Annotated in this window: 11 protein-coding genes; 8 read left to right on the forward strand and 3 right to left on the reverse strand. The window is 40.4% G+C overall.

The genetic code is table 11. The features are described 5' to 3' along the window. Positions 1 to 136 precede the first annotated feature (136 nt). On the reverse strand, positions 137 to 931 hold the full coding sequence (locus tag DP114_RS23250) for a TIGR00297 family protein (RefSeq protein ID WP_169264723.1): 795 nt from the start codon (positions 929 to 931) through the stop codon (positions 137 to 139). Between the two features lie 330 nt (positions 932 to 1,261). Between DP114_RS23250 and DP114_RS23255 the strand changes: the two genes are divergently transcribed. Beyond that, positions 1,262 to 3,349, forward strand: coding sequence for a S8 family serine peptidase (locus DP114_RS23255; RefSeq protein ID WP_171977241.1), 2,088 nt, complete (start codon positions 1,262 to 1,264; stop codon positions 3,347 to 3,349). A 315-nt stretch (positions 3,350 to 3,664) separates the two neighbouring features. Here the strand turns inward: DP114_RS23255 and menD are convergent, their stop codons facing one another. After that, positions 3,665 to 5,440, reverse strand: coding sequence for a 2-succinyl-5-enolpyruvyl-6-hydroxy-3-cyclohexene-1-carboxylic-acid synthase (menD, locus tag DP114_RS23260; protein WP_171977242.1), 1,776 nt, complete (start codon positions 5,438 to 5,440; stop codon positions 3,665 to 3,667). 201 nt (positions 5,441 to 5,641) lie between these two features. On the opposite strand from menD, the gene folB reads away from it, so the two are divergent. The 5 genes from folB to rbsK all read left to right on the forward strand — a co-directional run bounded on the left by folB (position 5,642) and on the right by rbsK (position 11,708). Continuing rightward, positions 5,642 to 6,001 (forward strand): dihydroneopterin aldolase, encoded by a 360-nt coding sequence (folB, locus tag DP114_RS23265; RefSeq protein ID WP_169264726.1) that lies wholly within the window; start codon positions 5,642 to 5,644, stop codon positions 5,999 to 6,001. Between the two features lie 1,052 nt (positions 6,002 to 7,053). Beyond that, positions 7,054 to 8,373 carry a diguanylate cyclase domain-containing protein gene (locus tag DP114_RS23270; protein WP_171977243.1) on the forward strand — a complete coding sequence of 440 codons (1,320 nt, stop codon included), beginning with the start codon at positions 7,054 to 7,056 and terminating at the stop codon, positions 8,371 to 8,373. A gap of 160 nt (positions 8,374 to 8,533) precedes the next feature. After that, positions 8,534 to 9,115 carry a sugar O-acetyltransferase gene (locus tag DP114_RS23275; RefSeq protein ID WP_171977244.1) on the forward strand — a complete coding sequence of 194 codons (582 nt, stop codon included), beginning with the start codon at positions 8,534 to 8,536 and terminating at the stop codon, positions 9,113 to 9,115. An 88-nt stretch (positions 9,116 to 9,203) separates the two neighbouring features. Then, positions 9,204 to 10,262, forward strand: coding sequence for an alpha/beta hydrolase family protein (locus DP114_RS23280; protein ID WP_171977245.1), 1,059 nt, complete (start codon positions 9,204 to 9,206; stop codon positions 10,260 to 10,262). Between the two features lie 519 nt (positions 10,263 to 10,781). Continuing rightward, a complete protein-coding gene (gene rbsK, locus DP114_RS23285) occupies positions 10,782 to 11,708 on the forward strand; it encodes a ribokinase (RefSeq protein WP_171977246.1) in 927 nt (308 codons plus the stop codon). 20 nt (positions 11,709 to 11,728) lie between these two features. Here the strand turns inward: rbsK and DP114_RS23290 are convergent, their stop codons facing one another. Beyond that, positions 11,729 to 12,160 (reverse strand): nucleoside deaminase, encoded by a 432-nt coding sequence (locus DP114_RS23290; RefSeq protein ID WP_169264741.1) that lies wholly within the window; start codon positions 12,158 to 12,160, stop codon positions 11,729 to 11,731. 25 nt (positions 12,161 to 12,185) lie between these two features. On the opposite strand from DP114_RS23290, the gene DP114_RS23295 reads away from it, so the two are divergent. Both DP114_RS23295 and DP114_RS35270 read left to right on the forward strand, forming a co-directional pair. Next, positions 12,186 to 13,109, forward strand: coding sequence for a nucleoside hydrolase (locus tag DP114_RS23295; protein ID WP_169264731.1), 924 nt, complete (start codon positions 12,186 to 12,188; stop codon positions 13,107 to 13,109). Between the two features lie 49 nt (positions 13,110 to 13,158). After that, positions 13,159 to 15,213 carry an AAA-like domain-containing protein gene (locus tag DP114_RS35270; protein WP_171977247.1) on the forward strand — a complete coding sequence of 685 codons (2,055 nt, stop codon included), beginning with the start codon at positions 13,159 to 13,161 and terminating at the stop codon, positions 15,211 to 15,213. Positions 15,214 to 15,358 lie beyond the last annotated feature (145 nt).

Consider the following 15,358-nt stretch of genomic DNA (forward strand, 5'->3'; position numbering starts at 1 on the left):
ACTATTTTTTCTATAAAATTGCATTTGAATTGACAATTTTATAGAAAAAATAGTGTTGCAATTATAACTAGTTTTCATCAAGAGTGATAATTCACCAGGAGATTGCTAAAAAAAACTCAAGATTTTTATAAAAATGTTAGGCAATGAAATGTGCCCATATCCAGGCAAGCAAAATTGCAGTAGTTGCGCCGATCAATGTGTTTAAAATATTCACCACTTCATTAGTAAGCCAATTAAAGCGAGATTGCAGTGTTGCACCAATCACACTTTCTAAATTCGTAGCTACAAACGCTGCTACAACACACCAAAAAACACCGAAGAAATCTATCAAACCGACTCCCCAACCGAGTAGTGCTTGGGCGAGTGAGGCGATCGCACCAGCTAAAGTTCCCTCCAAACTAACCGCGCCTTCGGTTCCGCGTGCGACTGGTTGTAGCGTGGTAATCAGAAAAGTGCTTTTACCATAAGCCTTACCCACTTCACTTGCACAGGTGTCAGAAAGCTTTGTACAAAAACTCGCCACATAACCCAGCAACAATAGAGTAGTTGGCGTGGGATGTAAATTTTGAGGTGTAGGAATAATTCCCGAACTTGTCGCCCATACTCCTAACGCACACAAAGCCGCAGTTAAAGCAGAACCCCAGACATTTTCGGGGCCTCTTGCGCCAGAACGCTTTTCTGCAATACCTTGTGCTTCCTTCTGCGCCATACCTACGCGCGTAATCAAAGAACCAACAAGAAAGTAAAACATCACGACTACATATCCTTCCCACCCCAGTGTTGCCCAAATCAGCACACCAAGTAGCCAAGCGTGAAACACTCCAGATGGAGTAAGCAACTTTTTGGGGGCAATCCAAACTACAAGTAATAGCACAGAGTTCAAGCCGACTCCAACCAGCCAAGGATTTAGAGAGTTTATCGAATCAAACATTGTATCAACTCAGCTTTTTTAGAAGTATTTTGCCAAAGTACCAATAGAATAACTAATTTAGAACAAGTTTGATTACCACTTAAAAATCCTTAGTCACGGAAAATACACTCTAGGAATCCGGTTTGATTACGTATTTTATATTACAACTGTTTACAACACAGATTTTGTTAATTTTTCAGAGAAAACACTCTTAGAATTTATCAATTCTATGAAGAATCAGTAAAAATTTTCTATTTTTTCAGTAAATATCTACATAAGTATAATTTTTGCCATGAAATAATACGATATTAGAATTGACCTAATATATACAGATAGTAAACTGATTCACCTATGTCAACGACTTTTTCTGAAAGCTCTCTAGAGACTGCTAAAAACTTAAATACAGGCGTCAATCCTCAAATATTTAGCGATACATTAAATTCCGCTCACAGCAATTTCTACAGCTTTAATCTGAAAGGTCGTAGTAGTTTTAACCTTGAATTAGAAGACTCAAGCGCAAATGCACAGGTAGATTTGATTCGAGATTCAAATGGAAATGCTGTTGTAGATGACGGTGAAGTCATAAGTAGTTCTGTTTTCGGTGGCGCGAAGGCTGAATCGATTAACCAAACCTTAGATGCAGGTTTGTATTATGTCAAAGTCTCTATCGATGAAGGTTTAGAAACTGATTACAAATTGGCTGTTTCGGCAACGCCCATTGATTATGCTGGAGATTCTTTACAAAATGCACGTCAAATTACTCTTCATTCCAAAGCAAAAAACTACAGTGATTGGGTAGGTATATCAGATACAAATGATTACTACAAATTTGCACTCAATACCAAGAGTGATTTCAAATTAGGACTTAGTGGCTTGAGTGATGATGCACAGGTGCAACTGCTAGATGGTAATGGCAATACACTTGCAAACTCCCTTAACGTTGGTATCACAAATCAATCAATAAATCGTACTTTAAACCCAGGAACATATTATGTACGCGTCAACTCGTACGAACATGGTGAAAGTTTCTACAACCTAACTTTGTCAGCAACCGGTGTATCTGGTGATGAAACAATACCCACTCCCACTGATAGTGGCACATTATCTTCCATTTCCAACGGTGTACAACAACTAGCTGCTTCTGTAATTACATCTGTATTCCCTGATAGCAACACGCAATATGTCAAGGGAACTCTTCGATCAGATACCTTTACTTACCAGTCTACGTACAATCGGACAATATACTCTGGAAATGGCAACGTTGACTATGGCAGTGGTGGGCGAGACTTATTGGATTTATCTACATTTTCTTCTACAAGTGCCACAATCAAGTTAGTCGAGTCCACAGGGGGTGTCATGTATAACCCAGGCAATGGTACTCGCTTATTTGATGACATAACATTAAGCAACGGTAAACAAATTTTATTTGAGGGCATTGAAGCGATTAAATTTGCAGACAAAACAATCAACTTATCAGTAACACCTAATGACCCTTTGTTTGGGCAACAATGGAACCTACATATGATGGGTGTTCAAGATGCGTGGCGTTTGACCAAAGGTTCGGACAAAGTACTTATTGGAATTGAAGATACGGGTTTGGCTGCCAATAATGGTGTTCTTCACCCTGATTTACGTTCCCCCAATGTAATAAGTAATAACTACTTGGACGAAATGACTAACTCCATTGCCCACGGTACAAAAGTTGAAGGAGTGATTGGGGCGGCGAGCAATAATGGCATCGGGATGAGTGGTATCAACTGGAATTCTGATATTTTCCATATCGATGTTATGGGTGGTGATCCTGGGGATTACGATTTGGTGAGTGCGACACAAACGCTGATTAATCAAGCAAATAGTAAAGGTCAGCGTCTGGTAGTGAACCTCAGCTTGACTGGTGGTAGTTCAACACAATTTGAGCAACTGATTGCTAATAACCAAAATACAGCCTTGTTTGTGGTTGCAGCTGGAAATACTAACGCCAATAGTCTTGAAAGTCCTGCCGACTTAGCGAATAACTATCTCAATGTTCTAGCAGTCGGTGGTTCTTGGGGAGTTAAAGACTGGAATGGCAATCCCACAACACCTGGAACACGGATTTCCTATCAAGGAGGATGGGGTTCCAATAAAGGAAATGGTCTGAGTGTCATGGCACCATCTGAGTACCTCACAACCAATGCTACCAAGTCTTCTAATGGTTTTACGTTCGACTATGATCAACGTTTCAATGGCACTTCAGCAGCAGTGCCAAATGTGGTAGGAGTTGCTTCATTAGTGTGGAGTGTGAATTCAAATCTCACTGCTACTCAAATCAAGACGATTCTGTCACAAACTGCTTACGACTTGGGTGCATCTGGCTATGATACAGAGTACGGTTACGGGTTTGTGAATGCCGATGCTGCTGTTAGGAGAGCAATGGCTCTTGCACAGGGTGCGGCGTAATTAGCGGGACTAGGGGTGTAGGGGTGTAAGGGTGTAAGGGTGTCAGACAAGTAAAAAGAACCAAGTAACTCAGATCTTGCATCTCCACCTGAGCACACCTTGAACTGAAGTTCAAGGCTAATAGCTTAAGTCCGTTAAAACGGACTCAAAGACTAACAAGAGTCCGTTTTAACGGACTTGAACTTTGAGCCAAGAAATTTATTTCTTGGCGGGCGAAAATAATGGTGCAAGATCTGAGGTAAAAAGTGAGCCAGTGCGGTGGTGAGGCACTGGGTCTCCACCCCCACTCCCCTATCCCCTAGTTCTGGTCAAAATCTAAGCCAAATCTGCTGCAAATTGCCCTAAATTCTCCTTGCGCCACTTAGCATCTGCTTTGCGATTTGTCCGCAATTCTAAAACCCGAATTCCCTTGCTGGGCAGTGAGTTTAATCTTGAGAGTAACTGTTTCCAAGAAGTTATCAATTCGTGCTCAACACCATAAGTAGCAGAGAGTTGAGCAAAATCAATATCTTGCGGAGTTGCAAAAAATTCTTCAAAGGGTGGCTCAAATTTGGAAATGGATAACATTTCAAAAATTCCACCACCATTGTTGTTAATTAACACAATGGTGAGATGTCCAACAAATTTATTTCTGATTAAAAAACCATTTGTATCGTGCAATAAGGCTAAATCACCTGTCAACATGACACTACTTTGTTGGCGATGGGCAATTCCCAAAGCTGTGGATAATGTGCCATCAATGCCATTCGCACCTCTGTTGAAAAAGGGTTGCACTTGTGAGTGAGTCGGTTTCCAAAAGAATTCGACATCCCGCACTGGCATACTGTTGGCAATAAAAATAGGTGTTCTTGGTGGTAATGTCTGAGAAAGTAACCAAGCTGCTTTGCCTTCAAATAACTCCTCTATTGTTGTCAAAGTTTCGTCAACACTCGCCCTGACTTTTGCTTCTGCTGTAGACCATAGTTGAAGATACTCACAAGAAGATGAGGGAGTTATTTCTTTCCCTGCTCCCAATCTCCCCAATTCTTCTACGCTTATCCGTAAGTGAATTGTCTTACCATGAAGAGGGTCGAGGTTTTGGTCGCTAGGGTCAATAATCCAGCGTTGTGCTTGGGTAGAAGTTAACCAGTTACGTAAATCTTTACTGGTGGGTATTTCACCAATTTGAATCACCACTTCTGGTGCTAGCTGTTTTGCCAATTCCTGATTGCGCAAAATCAGGTCATAGGTGGAAATAATATAAGGATTTTGGTCAGCATAGTTTCTGACTGGAGAGAGTCCCTCTGCCAAAACTGGGAATTTTAAGGTTTCACAGAGTTGGGCGATCGCACGACAATACTCCTGAGGTTTTCGCGGTTGGGCAACACCCGCGATAATAATTCCTCGTTGAGTTTTTAACCACTGTTGGAAAGGAAGATTTAAAGAATTGGGAAGATAAACAGATGGAGAGATCGTCGTTATCCCAGAAAAAAAGTCTTCTGTATCAAATTCGGACTGTAACAATTGTAAAGATGTTGTATGCAACATTTCTACATCGGGGATGGGTGCGAGGGGGTCGCGAAAGGGAAAATTGAGGTGCACAGGTCCGGGTACAGGAGTTTGTGAACGTTCCCACGCATGAATCATCGTTTGTCGCAAATAAGCAAGCATTCCCATATCCACAGAGGGAATTGCTAACTCTGTCTGCCAGTTTGGGTAATTGCCGTATAATTTCAGCTGATTTATAGTTTGACCAGAATGGCAATCTCGTAACTCAGGTGGTCTATCTGTGGTAAACAGCAATAAAGGTACACGACTTTCTTTTGCTTCAATCACCGCCGGGTAAAAATTCGCTCCTGCTGTCCCAGAGGTACAAATAACGACTGTGGGGCGTCCGGTTGCTTTTGCTTGACCCAAGGCAAAAAAAGCTGCAGATCGTTCATCAAGAATAGAAATTGCCTCAATATCAGGTGATTGTTGGGCAAAGGCGACTGCTAGAGATGTGGAACGCGAACCCGGACAAATCACAACACAAGTTAATCCTAGGCGCTTTAATGTCTGGGCAGCAATCGACGCCCATACAGTATTAATGTTTCTAAAATCAATTACCATCAACCTTGAAAGTCCAAATGTCCTGAGTTTTTAGTTCAAACAGATATGTCAACAAGAGCGTGTCATTTTAAACTGATTGTCTAGTGAGTTATCTGATCATCCTAATTTTCTGGTATATTTCAACCAACCTTCCTATCGTAGATGAATCAGGAAGGCCAATAAGCTGTTGAACACTCAAAGTACTAACTTAGGACTATTTTTATGGACTGCATTCATTTGACGGGAATTCGCTCCTATGGCTACACTGGGTACCTGCAAGAGGAACAGGTGTTAGGACAATGGTTTGAGGTAGATGTCAGATTATGGGTAGATCTTTCACAAGCTGCTGAAACTGACGCGATAGAAAATACTATCGATTACCGTAGTACTATCAGTTTGGTGCAAAATCTGGTCAAGACATCAAAGTTTCTTCTGATAGAACGTCTTGCAGGCGCTATTGCAGATTCTATTTTGGCATCAAGCGATCGCCTGGTACAAGTTCAAGTTATTTTGAAAAAACCTGCTGCACCCATTCCAGACTTTGGCGGTACAATCAGCATTGAATTAACTAGAACTAAATGAATTGGCCTCAAGCGATCGCCTGATACAAGTTCAAGTTATTTAAAAAAAACCTGCTGCACCCATTCCAGACTTTGGCGGCACAATCAGCATTGAATTAACTAGAACTAAATGAAATTAATAGTTGAGACTTCATCTCAATAATACCTAAAACTTGATTTTTACTTTCCATATTTGCCAGCACAAAAGAAAATCTTGTTAATTTCCTTGACACCTTCTCTCATCAACTTCACGGTCTGTTGAGGGATTCTCAAAGTTGCTCTTAAGAACTCCTGCTTCTATAACTCTTAACTTGAGTAGGAACAAAACCCAGTATTTGTTGTCCTCAGTTAAGGAGTAGTGCAATTGTTCTTATTTTGGCATTCTGGCAGTTCCCTTTAGATATAGCTGCTATACATAGTATAACATTTGACTTATTAACTTGCTGAAATTTATACAAGAATATGTGTTACTTAACTCGCTATGTGCGTTTTTATATACTTATAAAATCTGAAAAGTTTCAATAAACTACTCTATCTTTACAAAACATTGCTTTGACAACCGCTATCTTTGCAGCTATCCAAATACAAATCTATTAATTTGATATTGAATGCGATAATAACTTGATATTAAATGTACAAAATTATGCAATTAGCTTTCTTGTCAAAAAAACTTTATTTGAACAATATTTGAGTTTCCAAATAAGCAGTTACTAAGCATATCAGGAAAAATTTACGTGTTTTGAAGATTCTCTACAAAACTTGAGTATTCTACTGTGTAGCTCAACAGTTTGTCTTCTTGAAATGTATAAAATTGCCGAGTATTTTACTATTTTTGATTACGTAGATAGATTTAGTAATGTTTGTACTCATTATTTGTTCGGAGTATTAAGACTAAGTACAAAGATGGTTTGGATACTTTTTTTACTTTTCTCTCAGCATAATCATGATTGACAAAAGCGATATTTTTTGAAAACATTCATTACATATTTTGAAAAACTTATTATGATAGAATAACTTTCTTTCAATTAAGTGACTACAGCGTAAAATATAACTTTAGCTAGAGGTCTTTTTTATATGTGTCGTTTGAAAATCTTAGTGGTCGAGTATGAAAAAAAAAAGGCATTAGATATAAAAAAATTATTGCAAAACTTAGGTCACTTTGTTTCCGAAATAACTGAAGATGAAGAGGGTGCAGTAAAAAAAATGGAAGAAATTAATCCAAATTTAGTATTATTTAATATTTCTTTATCCGGAAAAAAAGACGACGTTAAATTGGCTGATGTTATTATGAATGATTATCAAGTTCCAGTTTTATATTTAACCGAAAGATATTCGATAATAAAAAAAATAGAAAGAAAACTAACAGAATCTTTGAACTATATTAATGAACCAGTAGCCGAACAAGACCTACAGATTGCTATAGAAATGGCAGTTGACAAGCATCAAACGAAAAAACAATTTCAGGAACAACAGCAAAACTTTATGGCAATTCTTAAAAGTATGGGTTGTGCAGTCATGCTCACAGATACTTGTGGTTGTATTCATCTAATGAACCCAATAGCAGAAGAACTAACAGGATGGACACAAGAAGAAGCGGTGACTAAAAATTTAGCAGAAATATTAAGTTTAGTTGATAAAGATACAGGTATTTTGCGCAAGGATTTAGCTACACAAGTTATACAGACGGGTGTGGTTTTGAATTTACCAGAAACTTTAACATTGATTGCTAAAGATCATACCGAAATCCAAATTGGGGGAAATATTGCACCCATCCGCGATGATGATGGTAGTCTTATTGGTGCAGTTGTCGTTTTTCAAGACATAACTCAACGCAAACAAACAGAAGCACAACTTGTACGGAATGCTTTTTATGATGCGTTAACAGGACTACCGAATAGAGTTTTATTTTTGGAAAGACTAAGCCAAGTATTTGAGCGTCGAAAAAGACGGAACAATGAGAACTATGCTGTCTTGTTTTTAGATGTGGATGGCTTTAAGGGAATTAACGATACTTTTGGGCATAGTGCGGGTGATAATTTCTTGATAGAGATTGCTCGACGTTTAGAATCATGCTTACGTAGTGCCGATACTGTAGCGCGATTTGGTGGTGATGAGTTTGCTATTCTCATCGAAGATATTAAAGATCTTTCTGATACAATAAATGTTGCTCAGCGTATTCAAGAAGCTTTAAAATTACCAATTTACATAGAAGAATATAAAATCTCAATTTCAGCTAGCATTGGTATTGCTCTAAGCTGTTCTAATTATGAACAGCCAGAAAGCTTACTACGGGATGCTGATATGGCAATGTACGATGCAAAGCAACAGGGAAAAGCTCGTTATGTTGTATTTAATTCTCAGAACTTATACCAGATGAATAGACGCAAAAAATAATTAGTACGAATATGTAACTGCTCGTGATTATGCAGTGATAGAAAAAATCAATCTTGGTATTTGTAAAAATAGGAATATGATCTATTTTTAGTTAATATTGACAATTTGATAGATTGGGGCGATGTTTGTCGTATCATAATCAAAAATAAGAAATTCTGTTATGGAAAAAACAGAAAAACAGAAAATGCTGGCAGGCGAATTGTATCTTGCTTCCGATTCAGAATTGATTGCTGGAAGAAACTTTGCACTTAGTCTACTGAGAAAGTATAACTCTACAACCGAAGAACAATTGGAGGAGCGATTGCGCGGAGCGCACGCTTTGCGAACGCAAATTTTACAAGAATTATTTGGTCAAGTAGGACAAAATATTAATATCATGCCACCATTTCAGTGTGACTATGGTAAAAATATTTATGCAGGCGATCAATTCTATATGAATTTTGGCTGTGTGATTCTAGACTGTAACACAGTTCATATTGGGGACAACGTTTTGTGTGCTCCCTATGTTCAAATTTACACGGCATATCACCCAACAGATCCAGAAATTCGCCTTTCTGGTAAAGAACTCGCTGCGCCAATAACAATTGGTAATAATGTCTGGATTGGTGGCGGTGCAATTATTTGTCCTGGTGTGACAATTGGCGACAATACTACTATTGGTGCTGGTAGTGTTGTTGTCAAAGATATACCTGCAAATGTTGTTGCAGTTGGCAATCCCTGTAGAGTCATTCGACACTTGTAATCTCTTAAATAACAATTGTTTCTAACTGCGCTATCAGATATTATGACAACTAATATGTATAAGTGTATTTAGAGAAGGAGTAGTTTTTTTGGTTACCATCAAAGCTTTGTCAGTGACTGCTGGTGCAGCATTGATATTCTGCGGTACAGCGAAAGTAGCAGCGGCTGCAACCTTTAATGATGTGGCTCGCTACAGTACGACAATCTCCGCTAATAATGACATAGCTGATATATACTATCCCAACCCATCGAACCTGAAAACTGGCAACTACTCCTTTCCTGTTGCACTGTTATTGCAAGGTGCAAATGTCGATAAATCAGATTACTCAGAATATGCCAGTATAGTAGCTCGCTACGGATTTGTAGTGGTTGTACCCAATCACCCAAGATCTCTTCCCCAGTACGGATTCACGGGACTGCTACCAGAAACTTCACAAATTGACGCTGTTCTTGTACAGATGAAAACAGAAAATTCCAATTCTGTTTCGCCTGTTGCTGGTGTTGTTAATACACAAAAACTAGGCTTACTCGGTCACTCCGCAGGAGGTGTAGTCGGGTTATTTGCTATTGCAAATCTCTGCCTTTCCCCTGTTCAATGTGAAGGTTCCTTCAACCGACCAAATGAACTTCTAGCAGGAGCGTTTTTTGGTACAAACCTCCGTGATCAAAATGGAGTGTTCTTTCCTATTAATAATTCAGGAATTCCTGTTGCCTTATTGGAGGGAACTCGTGATAGCAGAGCTCTTCCAATTAACGCTGAAAAAACTTACGAGCAGATCCAGAACCCCCCCAAAGCGTTGATTAGTATTTTGGGTGCTAACCACTATGGCATCACCAATACTAATAACCCTACTGGTCCAATACCAGATCCTAACACACCAACTATCCCTCAAGGTGTAGCAGTGGAAACTGTTGCCCGTTGGAGTGGACTCTTTTTGCGTGCCAGTATTCTTGATGACAAAACTGCTTTTGATTATGTGTATTCCACAGGTGATGCTCTAGATCCAAACGTGAGCGTGATTAGTCAAGCTAAACCTGTTCCTGAATCATCTTATACATGGAGTTTGGTGACACTAAGTGCTACTACTGCTGTGTTGGGACTAAAGAAACTCAAACCACACAGGCACGCAAGACCTAACAGCTGGTAATCACTTATTTGCAAATACTTTTACACCGATTGTATGGGTATTCTAATTCTGGATTGATAGTAAGTCGTGCTCAAGCACTGGGGTTTATCCGTACCCAGTGCTTTTTTGTTATTTCTTTAATTTCATTTACAGCAGTTTTCATATGAATAGACCACAAATCGTAGGGGAGCCAGTGCGTTGGAGAGCCAGCGCTGCAGGAGGGTCTCCCTCCGTAGGCGTCTGGCGTCCGGGTTTCCCGGCTTGTTCGCCTTTGGCGTCTCCCCTTGGGAGATAGCATCTGGCGTTGGGCATTGCTTAGAAAAGCAGATGTGATAGACATTTGAGATATTAGTGAGCAATGCCCACCTTACAGAAAACCGCTGTATACTGTGCTGGGCATTCTAACTCTGAGTAAGAGTTGTTGCCTTCAAGCACTGGAGTATCCTAATTCTCCAGTGTTTTTTTATTTATGTGGGTTTTCATAAATTGAGTTGACCCCTGAACGCGAGATAATATAGTGCAGCACCACTTTGTCAGTTTATGAGCATTATCGTCTTTGGCAGTATCAACATAGATCTGGTTGCAACAGTACCCCGCTTACTAGTTGCAGGTGAAACGTTGCTGGGACACGATTTTTTCAAAGTACCAGGTGGTAAAGGTGCCAATCAAGCAGTCGCATCAGCACGACTAGGAATTCCTACTCACATAGTAGGACGCATAGGTGCAGACAGTTTTGGTACAGAACTTGTCAACAGTCTCCAAGCATCGGGTGTCCAAACAGATGATGTGTTTGTAGATGAAACTGTGAGTTCTGGTGTTGCTATGATCACTGTAGATGTCAAGGGTGAAAATCAAATTATTGTCATTCCTGGTGCGAATGGACGCGTTAATCAGGAAGATGTGGAAAGATTATCACATTTATTACCAACAGCTAGGGTACTGCTTTTACAATTAGAAATTCCTATGCCTGCGGTAGTCGCAGCTGCCAAAGCTGGACGAAAAGCTGGAGTGACAGTTATTCTCGACCCAGCACCAGCGCAGAAGGATATACCAGATGAACTTTACTCTTTGGTAGACATTATCACACCAAATGAGGTGGAAGCAGGAGGACTGGTAGGTTTTTCTGTGGATGGAGAAGAGTCGGCAATTAAGGCAGGGGAAGTTTTACGGCAACGGGGTGTGAAAAATGCCATTGTGAAACTTGGTGCCAAAGGCGTTGTTTGTTCCACTCCAGAAGATAAATTTTTTATACCTGCTTTTCCAGTTGATACGGTTGACACAACTGCTGCGGGAGATGCCTTTAATGGCGGTTTGGCTGCAGCGCTTTGTGAGGGACTTTCTTTGCGTCAAGCGGTGGTTTGGGGTGCAGCCGCTGGTGCTTTGGCTGCAACTAAACTAGGGGCGCAACCTTCGCTTGCAGATAGGATGACGTTTGATGCGTTTTTGCGTCAAAAAGGCCTTGCGTGAAAGAATCCAAAATCCGCTATCTACTTGCCAATATCCTCGTTCCATAACTCAGGTTTCTCTTCAATAAATTCGCTCATCATTTGTTCGCATTCATCAAGATTGAGGTCAATCACTTCCACACCGTGGGATACCATGAATTCTTTAGCACCTGGAAAAGTTTTTGATTCTCCAGCAATAACTTTTTTAATGCCAAATTGTACAACCGCCCCAGCGCACAGATAACATGGCATTAAGGTTGAATAGAGTGTTGTACCCCTATAACTGCCGATTCTACCGGCATTGCGGAGGCAATCGATTTCGGCGTGGGTGACTGGATCGCCGTCTTGCACACGCTTGTTGTGTCCTTTGCCGAGAATCTTGTCATCCTTGACGAGAATGGAACCGATGGGAATTCCGCCTTCTTGTCTGCCTTGTTTTGCTTGTGCGATCGCAGCTTGCATAAACTCATCCATTTTTTCATTCATTTTTTTATTCTCCATGTCTAAACAACTTGTCTTGATGGATCACGATGGTGGTGTAGATGATTATCTAGCAACTATGCTGCTGATGACTATGGATCACATACAACCACTAGGTATTGTCGTCACTCCAGCAGATTGCTATGCCGAACCAGCCGTAAGTGCTACACGTAAAATTCTAGACTTAATGGGGCGTTCTGATATCAGAGTTGCTCAAAGTACTGTACGGGGTATTAATCCTTTCCCTCAACTCTATCGCCGTGATTCATTTGTTGTTGATCATCTTCCTATTCTCAATCAAAGCGAAACAATTCGCACACCACTGCTTGCAGAACCTGGTCAAGATTTTATGATAAAGGTGTTACAAGAGGCACCAGAACCTGTTACGTTAATGGTGACTGGTCCGTTAACAACAGTAGCAACTGCACTCGACAAAGCACCGGATATTGAAGCGAAAATTCAAAGAATTGTTTGGATGGGAGGTGCTTTGAATGTTGGTGGTAATGTGGAAAAAAATTGGGAACCAGGACAAGATGGTTCCGCAGAATGGAACGTGTATTGGGATCCAATTTCCGCAGCGCGGATATGGCAAACCCAAATTGAAATTATCATGTGTCCTTTGGATTTGACTAACACTGTACCTGTGACATCAGAAATTGTTTACAAAATGGGAAAACAACGCCACCATCCCATATCTGATTTAGCGGGACAATGTTATGCACTGGTTATTCCCCAAGACTATTATTTCTGGGATGTGCTGGCGACGGCTTATCTTGCTCATCCAGAATTCTATGAATTGCGAGAGTGGGAAACAGAAATTATCACCACTGGTTTGAGTCAAGGACGTACCCAAATAGTGCCAGGAGGGCGTAAGATTTTTGCTATGGTTCAAGTAGATAAAGAAGCTTTTTACACTTATATTTTGCAGCAGTGGGCACGTTGAATTTTTAACCACTTACCCAGTCAAAAAGATAGGAGATAGGAGATACGAAATGAGTCATCTAATTGGCGTAACACTCCGTAATCGATACAAAATATTCCAATGTCTGGGGGGTGGGGGTTTTGGTGATACTTACTTGGCTGGTGATTTAGATTTACCAGGACAACCTCAGTGTGTCGTCAAACATCTTAAACCAAAAGACTCAAGTTCTGCTGTTTTGGCGATCGCCAAAAGGTTATTCGAGACAGAAGCACAAACTCTATATCGGTTAGGCAATGCACACAGCCAAATTCCCAGATTGTTCGCCCACTTTGAAGAAAAGGGGGAATTTTACTTAGTTCAGGAATTCATTGATGGGCATGACTTGACAAAAGAAATTATTCTGGGCAAATCCAAGGATGAGCAAGTCGTCTTTAAACTTTTGAAGGATATCTTGGAAGTTTTGGCATTTGTTCATCAACAAAACGTCATCCACCGAGATATTAAGCCACAGAATTTAATGCGGCGGAGCAAAGATGGAAAAATAGTGTTGATTGACTTTGGGGCAGTTAAGGAAATCAGTGCTTTGAAAGTCAACCCTCAAGGTGAAAGTAGCCTGACAGTACCAATTGGTACTCCTGGCTATGTGCCTATCGAACAACACTATTCTCGTCCCCAGTTCAGTAGCGATATCTACGCGGTGGGAATGATTGGTTTTGGTGCATTGACTGGGTTACACCCTAAACAGTTACCACGAGATGCCAATAATGGTGAATTGTATTGTGCTTTGTTTCCAGACAAGATTAATATTAGCCCCAGTTTTGCGCAAATTTTAGATACGATGGTGCGCAACGACTATCGTCAGCGTTATCAAAATGCGACTCTTGCTTTGCAAGCCTTGCAGCAATACTTAAATATCTCTCAAACGTCAACACTTGTTCAACCACTACCACCAAAAGTTACCCCAATTTCTCCTAAGCCAGATGCTGAAACTCCAATTGTCCAAAAGATTTGGCAATTCTTTCGGCAGTTGTTTGGTGAAAGTACACCTAACAATCCTCAAGCACCAAATATTATTACTCCCAAACCACCTTCTACTTTTGGGAGTTTTGAACAACCAGAAGGACAAGTTAGCTTGCAATCTGCTTTTTATGTAGAACGTCCACCCACTGAGGCTGATTGTTACGAAACAATTTTACAACCAGGGGCGCTGATTCGGATTAAAGCACCCCGGCAAATGGGTAAGACTTCACTTTTGACACGTGTTCTTGCTGATGGGAAGCAGCATGGTTGTCAAACTGCATACTTGAACTTTCAATCAGCAGATGCAGAATTTTTCACCAGTCTGGATAAGTTCTTGCAGTGGTTTTGTGGCAGCATTGCTCAGGAGTTGAATCTTGAAAATAAGCTCACTGAATATTGGCAAGGTGTTTTGGGTAGCAAGGATAAGTGTACAAACTACTTTCAAAGATACTTGCTTTCAGAAATTCATAATCCAATCGTATTGGGTTTGGATGAGGTGGATCAAGTTTTTCAATATCCGCAAGTCGCCTCAGAATTTTTTGGCTTACTACGCGCTTGGCATGAAACATCTAAGAATAAAGAAACTTGGAAAAAACTACGCTTGGTGATTGTGCATTCCAAGGAAGTTTATATTCCTTTGAACATTAATCAGTCACCGTTTAATGTGGGATTGCCAATTGAATTACCAGAGTTCAATTCCTCACAAGTGCAGGATTTGGTGCAACGACACAAGTTGACTTGGACGCAAGAAGAAATCAACCAACTCATGGCAATGTTAGGAGGACATCCTTATTTAGTTAGGAAAGCACTTCATGAAATTGCTCGTGGCAGAATTAGCTTGTCGCAATTATTAAAAATTGCTCCTACGGAAGAAGGTTTTTACAATGATCATTTGCGTAGGCATTTGAGGAATTTACAAGAGGATAGGAAGTTAGTTGCTGCTATCAAACAAGTTGTTGCTGCGACTCATCCAGTACGGGTAGAGACGGGTTTGGCGTTTAAGTTACGCAGTATGGGGTTAGTCAAGTTTCAAGGTAATGATGTTATGCCTTTATGTGATTTATATCGGTTATATTTTCGGGAACATTTGGGGGGGAATTTATGAGTTTAGCACCCTACCCATCCTTTGCATTCATGATTTATACCTCACCCTGCCCTTCGGGCATCCCTCTCCTTATGAAGGAGAGGGAAAAAGAGGGAAAGATTTTTTCTCGTTCCCAGTCTCTGGCTGGGAATGCACTATCGGGAGG

The sequence above is a fragment of the Brasilonema sennae CENA114 genome (assembly GCF_006968745.1).
Taxonomy (GTDB): Bacteria; Cyanobacteriota; Cyanobacteriia; order Cyanobacteriales; family Nostocaceae; genus Brasilonema; species Brasilonema sennae.

What these genes read in the sequence shown, in the direction of transcription:
- DP114_RS23250 (WP_169264723.1), bottom strand. Translation starts at nt 931, where the DNA reads ATGTTTGATTCGATAAACTCTCTAAATCCTTGGCTGGTTGGAGTCGGC.
- DP114_RS23255 (WP_171977241.1), top strand. Translation starts at nt 1,262, where the DNA reads ATGTCAACGACTTTTTCTGAAAGCTCTCTAGAGACTGCTAAAAACTTA.
- menD (WP_171977242.1), bottom strand. Translation starts at nt 5,440, where the DNA reads ATGGTAATTGATTTTAGAAACATTAATACTGTATGGGCGTCGATTGCT.
- folB (WP_169264726.1), top strand. Translation starts at nt 5,642, where the DNA reads ATGGACTGCATTCATTTGACGGGAATTCGCTCCTATGGCTACACTGGG.
- DP114_RS23270 (WP_171977243.1), top strand. Translation starts at nt 7,054, where the DNA reads ATGTGTCGTTTGAAAATCTTAGTGGTCGAGTATGAAAAAAAAAAGGCA.
- DP114_RS23275 (WP_171977244.1), top strand. Translation starts at nt 8,534, where the DNA reads ATGGAAAAAACAGAAAAACAGAAAATGCTGGCAGGCGAATTGTATCTT.
- rbsK (WP_171977246.1), top strand. Translation starts at nt 10,782, where the DNA reads ATGAGCATTATCGTCTTTGGCAGTATCAACATAGATCTGGTTGCAACA.
- DP114_RS23290 (WP_169264741.1), bottom strand. Translation starts at nt 12,160, where the DNA reads ATGGATGAGTTTATGCAAGCTGCGATCGCACAAGCAAAACAAGGCAGA.
- DP114_RS23295 (WP_169264731.1), top strand. Translation starts at nt 12,186, where the DNA reads ATGTCTAAACAACTTGTCTTGATGGATCACGATGGTGGTGTAGATGAT.
- DP114_RS35270 (WP_171977247.1), top strand. Translation starts at nt 13,159, where the DNA reads ATGAGTCATCTAATTGGCGTAACACTCCGTAATCGATACAAAATATTC.